Here is a 12313-nt window from a genome sequence, read left to right on the forward strand (position 1 = left end):
TCCTGCACCCGGGGTCTGACAATGCGGCTGAGCTGGGCGAACGTGATCAGGCTGCGGGTTCGGTGGGAGTGCGCGCCGATGCCTGCGGGTGGGTGCGCCGCTCAGCGGCCCGTCGGCTTCGCTGAGAATGGGGGTATGGCAGGTTCGGGCGAGCGGGCGCGGCACTGGCGGTATGCCGAGTTGCCCGGTGTTGATCTGCTGCGGGCCCAGTACGTGCGGAAGACGTTTGTCCGGCACACCCATGAGCACTTTGTGATCGCTGCCATCGCGGAGGGTGTGGAGGTCTTTCACCATCGGGGTGCCGATCAGTACGCGGGGGCCGGTGCGCTTGCGTTGGTCAATCCGGATACGCCGCATACCGGGCGGGCGGGGGTTCCAGAGGGGTGGCAGTACGGGGCCGTGTATCCGTCGCCGGAAGTGGTGGCGGAGATCGCGGCCGAGACCACCGTGATCCGTGGGACGCCGGGGTTCGTCAGGCCGGTGCTGGATGATCCGTACGCCGTGGGGCTGGTGCATCAAGTGCTGCGTGCCGCGGACGAGGGCAACGCGCTGGCTGCCGACACGTTGCTTCGGGTTGCCGTGACCCGGTTGCTGCGGTTGAACGGTGGGGCGCTGCCGCAGCGGAAGGTGAGGACGGCGGGGGACCGGATCGCGCTACGCGCGCGTGAGGTGCTGGAGGCGCGGATGGCCGAGCCGCCGAGTCTGGAGAAGCTGGCTTCCGATCTGGGGACCGGGCCGTTCGCCTTGTTGCGGGCGTTCCGGGATCTGTATGGGATGCCGCCGCATGCTTGGCTGACCGATGCGCGGGTACGGCGGGCTCGGCGGCTGCTGGACGCGGGTGGCTCGCCGGCGGAGGCCGCCGCTGCCGTGGGATTCACCGATCAGCCGCACCTGAACCGGCACTTCACCAGGATCGTCGGCGTTCCGCCGGGCGCCTATCAGCGGGAGCGCAAGAACGTACAAGACGCCTGGCAGGGGCTGTCCTAGCGTCGCAGGCGTGGCAGAACAGAGAGCTCTCGAAGACCTCCGCGACGTCGGAGGCAAACCCGACGGGGTTGTCGTACGGGACGCCCTGGGCGTCGGAGTGGCCGTCGGGCTGTCCGGGTTCGCCTTCGGGGTGACGTCGGCCGGCAGCGGGCTCACGGTCGTGCAGACCTGTGCGCTCAGTCTGCTGGTGTTCACGGGGGCGTCACAGTTCGCGCTCGTGGGGGCGCTCGCGGCCGGTGGCAGTCCGTTGACCGCGGCCGCGGGGGCCTTCTTCCTGGGCGTGCGCAACGCCTTCTACGGGCTGCGGCTGTCGCAGTTGCTCAGCCTCACGCGCGCGGTGCGGCCGTTCGCCGCGCAGTGGGTGATCGACGAGACGGCCGCTGTCGCGCTCGCGCAGCCGACGCGGCGCAGTGCGCGGATCGGGTTCCTGGTGACAGGGCTGAGTCTGTATGTGCTGTGGAATCTCACCACGCTGGTCGGTGCGCTGGGGGCCGAGGCCCTTGGTGACACCGATGCCTGGGGGCTCGATGCGGCCGGGCCCGCCGTGTTTCTGGCGTTGCTCGCGCCGATGCTGAAGTCCGCGAACGAGCGCGCTGTCGCAGGTCTGGCCGTGGTTCTGGGGCTCGGGTTGTTGCCTGTGCTGCCTGCCGGTGTGCCTGTTCTGGTGGCCGCTCTCGCGGCGCCGGTCGTGCTGTGGGCCGACGGGCGTCGTAGGCGAGACGTGCGGGAGGGGGAGCTGTGAGCACCTGGATCGCCATCGGCGTCACCGCTGTCGGCTGTTACGCCGTCAAGCTTGCCGGGCTGCTCGTGCCCGCGGGGGCTCTGGAGAGGCCTCTCGTCCGGCGTCTTGCAGCACTGTTGCCCGTCGCGCTCCTTGCCGCTCTCACGGCTCAGCAGACGTTCGGCGACGGGCATGCGCTTGTGGTGGACGCAAGGGTGGCCGGAGTCGCCGCGGCTGCCGTGGTGCTCGTACTGCGGGCCCCGTTCCTGCTCGTCGTCGCGGCGGCCGTGGTGGTGACGGCCGGTGTGCGGGCGATCGGTGGGTGAGGTGGGTCAGCCGATGTGGCGGCCGTGCGCCCTGAGCGTGCGGAGCGCCTCGATCGTCACCATGGGGCGGGCTTCAAGGGCGGTGCCCGGCGCCCATCGGCGCCAGCGGATGGGCCAGCCGCCGTCCTCCTGCTGCTCGCCGGCCAGGTGGTCGAGGGAGCGGCTCATCTCGTCGTCCGTGAACCACGCGCGCGCGAGGGAGCGCGGTGTCTTCGCGTAGTCGTGCGGGAAGTGGTGCTCGCCGGGGGCGTAGCCGGGGGAGACCGGGTAGGCGTCCAGGTTCTCCGGCTCCAGAGCCGCCAAGCGCTGTTCGCGCACCAGGCGGCCGAGGCGATCGGCGGCCGCCTCCGCGCGCGTGCGGTCGGGAGCGGAGTCCAGGAAGGCCACGGCGGCCTCGATCTCGTAGGGGTGGGACTTCTCCAGGGACTCGACCGCCTGCCAGCAGAAGTCCGTGGCCCGGAACAGCCAGGCGTGCCACACCTCGTTTCGGTGCAGCAGACCGACCACGGGCCCGGTGGCCAGGAGTGAGCTGGGCGGGTCGTCCACGATCGGGATGAACGGGGCCGCGGGGTAGCCCCGCTGGCCCGGGTGGATCGCCGGGAGGGCGCCGTCCGGGGTGGAGACCGAGGTGAGGTAGCGGCATACGCGGTCCACGCGCTGTCCGCCGCAGCGTTCGATGGCGTCCAGGACGCGGAGTGCGTGACCGGTGTGCAGCGGCTGGCTGACCGGGCCGCGCAGATCGGGCTCCAGTGCGTGGCCGTACCCGCCGTCCTCGTTGCGGTAGGCGTCCAGCGCGGTCTCCACCGGGTCGGCGGCGCCGTTCAGGAAGTGGTGCGCGAAGAGTCGCTGCTCGAGCACGCGCGCGGTGAGCCAGATGAACTGCTCGGCGCGGAAGAGCGGGGAGTGCGCCGGAGGCGGCGGGGGGAGTGGGGAAGCTCCGGTTTCGGCCATGCGTCAGACCGTAGGGCGGAAAGCGGTCTCGGCAAGCGGTCCCGGCGCAGGCCCACCCTCAGGGGCGGGATACTGGACGCATGCGGTTGACGGTCTTCTGGCAGCGGATGGCGGACCACTTCGGTCCGGGATACGCCGACACCTTCGCGCGCGATCACGTCATGTCGGAGCTCGGCGGGCGCACGGTGCACCAGGCGCTGGACGCCGGCTGGGACGCCAAGGACGTGTGGCGTGTGGTCTGCGCCGTCATGAACGTTCCGGGGGAGAAGCGCTGACCGGTCAAGAAGATCGCAGGACGGCAGCTGATTGTCGGCTGCGTGGGTGACACTTGCTCCGTGGCACGCACTGACGAGACCGGGCAGCTCGCCCGGCACGGATCCCCGTTCGGCACGACGCCGCCCACCCCGCCTCCGGGCGAGGGCGCCGCCGGGCCGAGCGCCCGCATGCCGCGCTGGCTGCCGCGCGCCATGGTGCTCGCGCTGGCGCTGGTCGGCGCGTTCCAGCTGGGCAGCTGGGCCTTTCACCAGCTCACCGGGCTGCTGATCAACATCCTCATCGCGTTCTTCCTGGCGCTGGCCATCGAGCCCGCGGTGAGCTGGATGGCCTCGCATCGCATGCGCCGGGGACTGGCCACAGCCATTGTCTTCCTCGCGGTGATCGTCGTGTCGGCCGGCTTCGTGACGCTGCTCGGCTCCATGCTGGCGAACCAGATCATCAAGATCGTCGACGAATTCCCCAAGTACCTCGACTCCGTCATCAACTGGATCAACACGCACTTCAACACCGAGCTGCGCCGCGTTGACGTCCAGGAGGGGCTGCTCCGCTCCGACTGGTTGCGCGACTACGTCCAGAACAGTGCCACCGGCGTCCTGGATGTGTCCGCCCAGGTCCTGGGCGGCCTCTTCCAGCTGCTGACGATCACGCTGTTCTCGTTCTACTTCGCCGCGGACGGCCCCCGGCTGCGGCGTGCGCTGTGCTCCGTGCTGCCGCCCGCCAGGCAGGCCGAGGTGCTGCGTGCCTGGGAGATCGCGGTGAACAAGACCGGCGGGTATCTGTACTCGCGCGGTCTGATGGCGCTCATCTCCGGCGTAGCCCACTACATCCTGCTGGAGTTCCTGGACGTGCCGAACGCGCCGGTGCTCGCCGTGTGGGTCGGCCTGGTGTCGCAGTTCATCCCCACCATCGGCACGTATCTCGCGGGCGCCCTGCCCATGCTGATCGCGTTCACGGTCGATCCCTGGTACGCGCTCTGGGTGCTGATCTTCGTCGTGGTCTACCAGCAGTTCGAGAACTATGTGCTGCAGCCCAAGCTGACCTCCAAGACGGTCGACATCCACCCCGCGGTCGCCTTCGGCTCCGTCATCGCGGGCACCGCCCTCCTCGGCGCGGTGGGTGCGCTGATCGCCATCCCGGCGGTCGCCACGCTGCAGGCGTTCCTGGGGGCCTATGTGAAGCGGTACGACGTCACGGACGACCCCCGCGTCCATGGTCACCGGGGGCGCGGACCGGGGCACAGCCTGGTCACGCGCGCGCGTCAGCTGTGGACGCGACGGCCGACGGAGCAGCCCCCGGCAGAGAGGGGAAGTTCCGGGGACGGCTCCGCCTGAGCCGGTTGTGCGGCCGTCCCGCGACGGCAGCGGGTGATCGGCCCGGAGCCCGGGGCGTTGTCAGGCCGCGGACGTAGTCTCGGAAGTGCCGCGCGGTGCGCTTGACACGAAAATCGAACATCCATTCTCATGGAGGCTCCGGCGAGGCTCTCGGCGGGCATTTCGCCACGTTTTCGACCCAGAGGTGCCCGAGTTATCCACAGGCCGGACGGGCGTCGGGGCGCATTGTCAGTGGCAGGCGTTAGCGTCTTTGACGTGAAGCGATCGACTCAAGCAAACCGGGTGGAACCCATGGCAGGAACCGACCGCGAGAAGGCCCTGGATGCCGCACTCGCACAGATTGAACGGCAATTCGGCAAGGGCGCGGTCATGCGCATGGGCGAGCGGGCGAAGGAGCCCATCGAGGTCATCCCGACCGGGTCGACCGCCCTCGACGTGGCCCTCGGTGTCGGCGGACTGCCGCGCGGCCGTGTCGTGGAGATCTACGGACCGGAGTCCTCCGGTAAGACGACCCTGACCCTGCACGCCGTGGCCAACGCGCAGAAGGCCGGCGGCCAGGTCGCGTTCGTGGACGCGGAGCACGCCCTCGACCCCGAGTACGCGAAGAAGCTCGGCGTCGACATCGACAACCTGATCCTGTCCCAGCCGGACAACGGCGAGCAGGCGCTGGAGATCGTGGACATGCTCGTCCGCTCCGGCGCCCTCGACCTCATCGTCATCGACTCCGTCGCCGCGCTCGTCCCGCGCGCGGAGATCGAGGGCGAGATGGGCGACAGCCACGTCGGTCTGCAGGCGCGTCTGATGAGCCAGGCCCTGCGGAAGATCACCAGCGCGCTCAACCAGTCCAAGACCACCGCGATCTTCATCAACCAGCTCCGCGAGAAGATCGGCGTGATGTTCGGTTCGCCGGAGACCACGACCGGTGGCCGGGCGCTGAAGTTCTACGCCTCGGTGCGCATCGACATCCGCCGCATCGAGACCCTCAAGGACGGCACGGAGGCGGTCGGCAACCGCACCCGCTGCAAGGTCGTCAAGAACAAGGTGGCGCCGCCCTTCAAGCAGGCCGAGTTCGACATCCTCTACGGCCAGGGCATCAGCCGCGAGGGCGGCCTGATCGACATGGGCGTGGAGCACGGCTTCGTCCGCAAGGCCGGCGCCTGGTACACGTACGAGGGCGACCAGCTCGGCCAGGGCAAGGAGAACGCGCGCAACTTCCTGAAGGACAACCCCGACCTGGCCAACGAGATCGAGAAGAAGATCAAGGAGAAGCTGGGCGTCGGCGTGCGCCCGGAGGAGCCGGCCGCCGAGCCGGGCGCGGACGCCGCGGTCTCCGCCGCCCCGGCCGACGCCGCGAAGACGGTGCCCGCTCCGGCGGCGGCCAAGGCAGCCAAGACCAAGGCTGCGACCGCCAAGAGCTGATCCCGTGACACGGCGAACCGACTGGGCCGAGTACGCCGCCTATCCGGACGTCCCGCGTGAGCGGGGGAGAGGCGGCGACGAGGGCCTCTCCGGGATGGGCGGGCACGCCTACGGAGAGGACGCGGCTCATGGCACGGACGGGGGGAACGACGGTACGGCGCCGTACGGCAGGAGGTCGTCGTACGGGGGGTACGGCGACGAGTCGGGCCGGACGTATGACGATCAGCCGGGCTTGGCCCATCAGGGCCGACCGGGCCTGGCATACGGCGATGAGCAGCCCTCTGGCTCGGTGGGCGGTGAAGCGTGGCCCGAGGACGGCCCGGTGCGGCGCGGCGCAGCCGATGCGTCCGGCCGTGGCTCGCGCCGCGGCCGTGGCAGGGCTCGGGGCTCGGAAGGCTCGGATGGCTCGGGCGGTGCCCACGGGCGTCGTCGGCGCGGCCGAACAGAGCCGTCCGGTGAGGACGGAGGCGCCTCTTCCTCGTCGAGGGCCGAGAGGGGTGCGCCCCCCGCGGACCCGGTGGAGCAGGCGCGGGCGATCTGTCTGCGCCTGCTCACCGGGACCCCGCGCACACGGAAGCAACTCGCGGACGCCCTGCGCAAGCGGGAGATCCCCGACGATGCCGCCGAGGAGGTGCTGTCGCGGTTCGAGGAGGTCGGTCTCATCAACGACAGCGCGTTCGCGGACGCCTGGGTGGAGTCACGGCATCACGGCAGAGGGCTGGCCCGACGCGCGCTCGCCCAGGAACTGCGGACCAAGGGCGTCGACTCCACCCTGATCGATGCGGCCGTCGCACAGCTCGACTCCGAGCAGGAAGAGGCGACCGCACGCGAACTCGTCGCCCGCAAGCTCCGCTCCACGCGAGGGCTCGACCGCGACAAACGCCTGCGCCGCCTCGCGGGCATGCTCGCCCGCAAGGGCTACCCCGAGGGGATGGCTCTGCGGGCGGTGCGACAGGCGCTGGAGGAAGAGGGCGAGGACACGGAGTTCCTCGGGGACGAGGGGTTCTGATCCCGGTAGGTGCCTGCGAATAGAGGGCGCCAGGGGGCAGGGGGGGGCTGGGAGTAGAGGGGCTGCAAGTGGGCGGAGGTCCGCGAACGTAGGGTTCCGGCCCCGGACACGGTGGACGCGCGGGGGCGCCCATCGCGTTCGGGGCCGGGTTCGCAGCGAGGGGAGAGACCGGGGGTAGTTGAGGGGCGAGGCTTGCGGTGGGGCCGGGTGGGGAGCTCCGCAGGAAAGCCAACGCGTCGGCCCCCGGGTCAGCGATGTGCTGACTCCGCCGGTCAGCGGTGACACCCCGACGAGTTCGAGCGGGGCAGCGGCACAGGGCAGGTACACGGCCCGCCTTCCCTCTGCCCTCGGCACCGACCCACAGAGCAGCCTCTAAGCTGCCTCCGCCTCCACGCCTGACTGCGCCGCCGTCACCGGGAACCCTTCCGCCCGCCACGCCTGGAACCCGCCGACGAGATCGGTGGCCCGGTGCAGCCCCAGTCGCCGTAGGGATTCGACTGCCAGGCTCGACGCGTAGCCCTCGTTGCAGATCACCACGACTCGCAGGTCGTGGCTCGTTGCCTCGTGGGCGCGATGGCTGCCCTGTGGATCGAGCCGCCACTCGAGTTCGTTGCGCTCGACGACGAGGGCGCCGGGGATCAGTCCGTCCCGTTCGCGCAGGGCCGCGTACCGGATGTCGACCAGCAGAGCCTCGCCGCGCTGCGCGAGCTCGTACGCCGCTCGCGGCTCGATCCGGGTGTAGCCGGCGCGTACCCGCTCCAGCAACTCGTCGATGCCGACCGGTTGTTCCTCCACGCCGTCCACACCTGACTTCCGTTTGCCTCCGTGGACTGCCTGTTCGCCGACGCCGCCCACTCTCACGTTCAGCTCACCCTCGCCGACCGACTGCTCACCCACGCCGCTCACTGCCAGTCCTCCGGCCGCTCCACCTGCTCCAGTCGCAGGATCGGGCCGCTGCGGCTGAAGCGGCGGATCTGCGGTAGGGGCGGATAGTAGGCGTGGACGGAGATCGCATGCTGGTCGGCGGACTCGTTGAGGACCTCGTGCACATGGTGATGCCCGAAGGAACGGCCCTTGCCGGTCGGCAGCCGGCGTTCCCGGTCCACGTCGTCCGTCAGTTCCAGCGTCTTCCAGCCGTCGGCGGGCAGCCGGACGGCGAGCGAGTTCTCCTTGAGCTCACCGGCCGCCGTCACGAAGGCCCCGACCGAGTCGGCGTGGTCGTGCCAGCCGGTACCCGTTCCGGGCGGCCAGCCGATGAGCCAGGCCTCGCTGCCGCCGGGACCTTCGAGCCGTACCCAGGTACGGCCCTCGGGATCGAGCGGAAGCGAGGCGATCAAGTCGGCGTCGGCGGCAGTACGCCGTACGAAGTCGAGAAGGTCCGCCTGCGTCGGCGTGGAAACCGGCGCAACACCCGGATGAGAAGGGGAAACGGCGGCAGAGGAGACAGACACGTGCACCGTCCTGAAGAGAGTTCGCGAAGAGCGCGCCACGCCACAGGCGAAAGGAGTGGCGTGCGCGAGAAGAAAGGGGGATGCGAGTTCAGCAGGACGGGCGACACACGCAGCCCGCATAGCGGACGAGGTCCATATGGACCCTCCGCCACAGGCGCACACAGGTGTCGGTCATGGTCGGGAGTACACCATGGCGGTGCGAACCGGTCAACTCACTGTCACGATGCGGACCGCACAGTGACGGTGAGTGCCGCTTCCGTACGACGCCTTCAATCTCCGTACGACGAAATCAACGCGACCCAGCCGCGGCCCCAGCCTCCGCAGCCGCCCCGGCCTGTGCCTTGACCGGTCCGTCCAGCGCTGCCTCGGCCGCCGAGTACAGGTCGGCCGGCCGCACCCCGCTCAACGCGGTCACCAGGTGGCCGTCGGGCCGGATGAGCAGCACGGTGTGCGCGGCCGCCCCGGGATAGCTCCCCGCGACCAGCAGCTCGGCCGGATAGGGCAGCGCCGTCACCGCCGCCGCCAGCCGGGGCATGACGCCGGCGGACACCCAGTGCTTGCGGTCCCACACCTCCGTGCCCGGGGCGATCAGTACGACCAGCAGCGCGCCGCGTCCGAGCCGGTCCCGCAACCGTACGAAGGAGCCGTCCTCCGCCGTGACCCGCACGTCCATGACCGGCGCGCCGGGCGGCGTGGCCACGGGGACCTCGCCCTCCAGATGCCCGGGAGAGAGTGGCGAGTCGGCGTACGTCCCGGGCGCGCCGATCGCTCCGTGCCCCAGGTGGCCGTCCATCAGCAGCGCGTCATGGCCCCGGGCGGAGCCGGGGACGACCGCGCGCAGCCCTCCACCGCCGCGCAGCAGCGGCAACGCCTGGTCGGCGGCGCGCAGCCGGGCGGCGACGACGGCGCGCCGCTCCGCCTGGTAGCTGTCGAGCAGTGCCTCGCGCGGCCCGTGGTGCCAGGCCGGCGCCAGCTTCCAGGCGAGGTTGTCGGCGTCCCGCAGGCCCTCCTCGAGGCCGTGTGTGCCGAGCGTGCCGAGGCAGTGCGCCGCGTCCCCGGCGAGAAAGACGCGGCCCACGCGCCAGCGGCGGGCCAGGCGGTGGTGGACCGTGTGCACTCCGGTGTCGAGGAGTTCGTACGGCGGTGTAGGCCCGTCGGTCCATCCGGCGAGCGTCTCCCGGATGCGGGCCACGAGCATCTCGGGGGTGACCAGGTCCTTGCCCGGCGGCAGCAGCCAGTCGAGGCGCCACACCCCGTCCGGGAGCGGCCGTGCGGTGACCTCGCCGCCCGAAGGTCCCGACGTCCGCCACGGTGGCATCCGATGGAGCAACGCCCGACCGTCCCACGGAAGTTCCGCCCGCAAGGCGGCCACGGCGTGTCGCTCCACTGCCGTACGGCCGGGGAAGCGGATGTCCTGGAGTTTCCGGACGGTGGAGCGCGGGCCGTCGCAGCCGACCAGGTAACTGCCGCGCCACCAGGTGCCGTTGGGGCCGCGGGTGTGGGCAGCGACGCCCGAGGGCTCCTGCTCGATGGCGTCCAGGCGGCTGTCCACGGCGACCTTGACGAGCGGTTCGCCGGCGAGGGCCGCGCGCAGGGCGCCGGTCAGTACGTGCTGGGCGATGTGCAGGGGGGCGGGGTTCGAGCCGCCCTCGCGCCCTGCTTCGGCGTCGTCGAACGTGACCTCGCGCATCACCTGCTTGCGCCGCATTGCCCGCCATCCGGACCAACGGACTCCGACCTTGGCGAGCGGAACACCCGTCAGACGCTCCATGAGGGCGGCGGTGTCCTCGCGCAGTACGACGGTGCGCGCGAGGCGCGGCTCGTCCTTGCCGGGCCCCTCGTCGAGAACGACGGACGGCACCTCCTGGCGGGCCAGGGCCAGGGCGAGCGTGAGCCCCACGGGCCCCGCTCCGACGATGATCACCGGGTCCACGGCGCGGCGCCCCCTGCCCGCAGTGGTGTCCCGAGGGACGCAAGTGAACAGAAAGTTGGAGCAGGGTGCACGATCACAGAACGTATGCAACCCATTGCCGGTGCTTGCGTCAAGTGACGGAAGTGGTCTAGTGATCATGTCAAGGCAAGTGACTGGGTTCCGCCACTCTCAACAGTTCGACACTGACGGCGTCGGTCGCGAGACCACAGATGTAACTCGTCTCTGCGACAGTGCGAGATCCTCAGCACGCAGCAGACGGTTGCAGATGCCCGCGCACTGAGTTGGGTCGGAAGACCGTTTGGGCGCCTGGGTCACTCGACGGGTGCAAGGGTCCTGTGGGCGCGGCTGAGCCGCCTCGCGGTCGCGTTGCTCGTGATGAGCGCCTTTGCAGGGGCCGATGTCGAGGAACGGGGTCGACTCGGCGGGAGATCCTTGGCTGCCGAGATCGACGCCAGAAGCGACTGCCAGACTGGATGGCCCAAGGAGATATAGCTAATCATTCGCAAGGCGCGGACGTATTCGAATGCTCTACCACTTAACCGCCACCCCACGACCAACTCAGAACAACTGAGGAAGGCGTCTGGGACATTCGACCGGCTCTCAGCAGAGATTGAAGGTGAGGTCCGTTGAACGAGGCAATGATATTTTAGGGTTGCACCGAAAGGAGTAATTGGTGCCCGACATGTGTCGGGCACCAATACGGTTTATTTCATGGCGTGTAAGGAACTCGCCATGGCGCTCTGTCTACGGGTGCAGACCTAGCACTTGTAGATGCCGACGAAGCTGCCGACAAGCCCTTGCTGGAACTCGCGATTTCCCTTCTTCCCGGCAGGGATTGTGAAGCACTGGTGCGATATGTCCCCGTGGTGGTCCATGATCCGGGCCGCGGCGCGCACCGAGTGCGAGCAGTGGTTGTTGTAGTAGACGGTCGTGGTTACGCTTCCGGGCTTGTAGGAGAAGTTCACTCTCTTCGAGCCGGTGTCGCAACCCCATGAGTTCTGCGCTGCCGGACCGTCGAAGGCCTGGGCGTTCCCGCCGAAAGCGGGAATCATGAGAGCGGCGCTAAGGGCAACTGTGCTGACCCTGAAGATTACCTTCCGCAAGGTTCTTCCGTTCCTGTGGGGGTGGGCTTTCTATTGCATCTGCGATGTTTTCATCATCGACAGGGCGAAGCAATGATCTTGAGCTAGATTTGAGCTTGATGATCTTGGTGGAATTTGCAATTCCGCTTACTGTGCTTGAGTTCCGGCTGTCGTTGTTGGTTATGCAGGGCGGAGGATGAGTCCGGTTTCTACGAGACAGCCATTGAGGAGTGTGGGGCGGTACTGGATCTCACGGATATCCTGGCGAACGGTGAGCATGAGGTGGTCTGTGTGGGTGAAGGCGACGTTGGCGGCGTAGCTCCTCCTCACAGCAGCGCCAAGATGCATGTGACTGGGTTGAACTCGGGCGCGTAAGCGGGCAGCCGGACGACGGTCAGCCGCTCCTGACCGCTGGTGAAATGACGCAGGTCCGCGCAGACGTGGGTGCTGAAGGAGTCCCACATCAGGACGATGGGGGCGCCAAGCTGCAGGTGTGTGGCGATGAGCAGGTCAAGGCAGCCCGTCCTGGCAAAGCTCCGACAGCCGTCGGCGTTTGCCGCTGTGTCTTTTGAGCCGGTAGATCAGGGGTGGTGGCTGACCTGCCACGTAACAGGACAAGGCGGCGATGGACAGCTGGCGCGAAGTGCGGCCGCGGACCCTGATCACCGGGGTGTGGCCTTGCCTGGCGTGCGGTCGGCGGCGTCACCGAGAAGCCGGCCTCGTCCTCGATGAAAGGATCCATGCATCGAGCGCTGCCGCGGTGCTTCCACCTGCGACCAGGTTTCCTTCGCCCAGCCGCGGATCGCCTCCTCGTGGAAGCAACGCTT

General features: G+C 69.3%; 13 protein-coding genes and 1 pseudogene. 7 read left to right on the forward strand and 7 right to left on the reverse strand.

The genetic code is table 11. The features are described from left to right. Positions 1 to 135: 135 nt before the first annotated feature. The 3 genes and pseudogenes from ACZ7L6_RS26970 to ACZ7L6_RS26980 form a co-directional block, all read left to right on the forward strand. Positions 136 to 1115, forward strand: a pseudogene (locus ACZ7L6_RS26970) (AraC family transcriptional regulator); the annotation flags it as partial. Then, positions 998 to 1729, forward strand: coding sequence for an AzlC family ABC transporter permease (locus tag ACZ7L6_RS26975; RefSeq protein ID WP_471928164.1), 732 nt, complete (start codon positions 998 to 1000; stop codon positions 1727 to 1729). The pseudogene ACZ7L6_RS26970 and the gene ACZ7L6_RS26975, both read left to right, overlap by 118 nt. Beyond that, on the forward strand, positions 1726 to 2034 hold the full coding sequence (locus ACZ7L6_RS26980) for an AzlD domain-containing protein (protein WP_471928166.1): 309 nt from the start codon (positions 1726 to 1728) through the stop codon (positions 2032 to 2034). The genes ACZ7L6_RS26975 and ACZ7L6_RS26980 overlap by 4 nt, the downstream gene beginning before the upstream one ends. 6 nt (positions 2035 to 2040) lie before the next feature. Here ACZ7L6_RS26980 and ACZ7L6_RS26985 read toward each other — a convergent pair whose 3' ends face one another. Continuing rightward, positions 2041 to 2985, reverse strand: a complete 945-nt coding sequence (locus ACZ7L6_RS26985) for a hypothetical protein (protein ID WP_471928168.1) — start codon at positions 2983 to 2985, stop codon at positions 2041 to 2043. An 80-nt stretch (positions 2986 to 3065) separates the two neighbouring features. On the opposite strand from ACZ7L6_RS26985, the gene ACZ7L6_RS26990 reads away from it, so the two are divergent. The 4 genes from ACZ7L6_RS26990 to recX all read left to right on the forward strand — a co-directional run bounded on the left by ACZ7L6_RS26990 (position 3066) and on the right by recX (position 7020). Further along, positions 3066 to 3260, forward strand: coding sequence for a DUF3046 domain-containing protein (locus ACZ7L6_RS26990; protein ID WP_433048907.1), 195 nt, complete (start codon positions 3066 to 3068; stop codon positions 3258 to 3260). A 60-nt stretch (positions 3261 to 3320) separates the two neighbouring features. Next, the gene (locus tag ACZ7L6_RS26995; protein WP_471928170.1) at positions 3321 to 4592 is read left to right on the forward strand and encodes an AI-2E family transporter; all 1272 of its coding nucleotides are present in this window, start codon (positions 3321 to 3323) and stop codon (positions 4590 to 4592) included. Positions 4593 to 4883: 291 nt separating this feature from the next. Next, positions 4884 to 6011: a recombinase RecA gene (recA, locus tag ACZ7L6_RS27000; protein ID WP_433048913.1), complete on the forward strand. Its 1128-nt coding sequence runs from the start codon at positions 4884 to 4886 to the stop codon at positions 6009 to 6011. Between the two features lie 4 nt (positions 6012 to 6015). Further along, positions 6016 to 7020 carry a recombination regulator RecX gene (recX, locus tag ACZ7L6_RS27005; RefSeq protein WP_471928172.1) on the forward strand — a complete coding sequence of 335 codons (1005 nt, stop codon included), beginning with the start codon at positions 6016 to 6018 and terminating at the stop codon, positions 7018 to 7020. Positions 7021 to 7392: 372 nt separating this feature from the next. Here recX and ACZ7L6_RS27010 read toward each other — a convergent pair whose 3' ends face one another. The 6 genes from ACZ7L6_RS27010 to ACZ7L6_RS27035 form a co-directional block, all read right to left on the reverse strand. Beyond that, on the reverse strand, positions 7393 to 7824 hold the full coding sequence (locus ACZ7L6_RS27010; protein ID WP_471928584.1) for a rhodanese-like domain-containing protein: 432 nt from the start codon (positions 7822 to 7824) through the stop codon (positions 7393 to 7395). 98 nt (positions 7825 to 7922) lie between these two features. Next, positions 7923 to 8471, reverse strand: coding sequence for a cupin domain-containing protein (locus ACZ7L6_RS27015; RefSeq protein WP_471928174.1), 549 nt, complete (start codon positions 8469 to 8471; stop codon positions 7923 to 7925). A gap of 88 nt (positions 8472 to 8559) precedes the next feature. Beyond that, positions 8560 to 8646 carry a putative leader peptide gene (locus tag ACZ7L6_RS27020; RefSeq protein ID WP_313960178.1) on the reverse strand — a complete coding sequence of 29 codons (87 nt, stop codon included), beginning with the start codon at positions 8644 to 8646 and terminating at the stop codon, positions 8560 to 8562. 114 nt (positions 8647 to 8760) lie between these two features. After that, positions 8761 to 10404, reverse strand: a complete 1644-nt coding sequence (locus ACZ7L6_RS27025; protein WP_471928176.1) for an FAD-dependent monooxygenase — start codon at positions 10402 to 10404, stop codon at positions 8761 to 8763. A gap of 758 nt (positions 10405 to 11162) precedes the next feature. Continuing rightward, positions 11163 to 11507, reverse strand: coding sequence for a hypothetical protein (locus ACZ7L6_RS27030; RefSeq protein ID WP_471928178.1), 345 nt, complete (start codon positions 11505 to 11507; stop codon positions 11163 to 11165). Between the two features lie 305 nt (positions 11508 to 11812). After that, positions 11813 to 11950: a hypothetical protein gene (locus ACZ7L6_RS27035; RefSeq protein ID WP_471928180.1), complete on the reverse strand. Its 138-nt coding sequence runs from the start codon at positions 11948 to 11950 to the stop codon at positions 11813 to 11815. Positions 11951 to 12313 lie beyond the last annotated feature (363 nt).

The organism is Streptomyces sp. NPDC107522 (assembly GCF_055657525.1).

What these genes read in the sequence shown, in the direction of transcription:
- ACZ7L6_RS26985 (WP_471928168.1), bottom strand. Translation starts at nt 2,985, where the DNA reads ATGGCCGAAACCGGAGCTTCCCCACTCCCCCCGCCGCCTCCGGCGCAC.
- ACZ7L6_RS26990 (WP_433048907.1), top strand. Translation starts at nt 3,066, where the DNA reads ATGCGGTTGACGGTCTTCTGGCAGCGGATGGCGGACCACTTCGGTCCG.
- recA (WP_433048913.1), top strand. Translation starts at nt 4,884, where the DNA reads ATGGCAGGAACCGACCGCGAGAAGGCCCTGGATGCCGCACTCGCACAG.
- ACZ7L6_RS27020 (WP_313960178.1), bottom strand. Translation starts at nt 8,646, where the DNA reads ATGACCGACACCTGTGTGCGCCTGTGGCGGAGGGTCCATATGGACCTC.
- ACZ7L6_RS27035 (WP_471928180.1), bottom strand. Translation starts at nt 11,950, where the DNA reads ATGTGGGACTCCTTCAGCACCCACGTCTGCGCGGACCTGCGTCATTTC.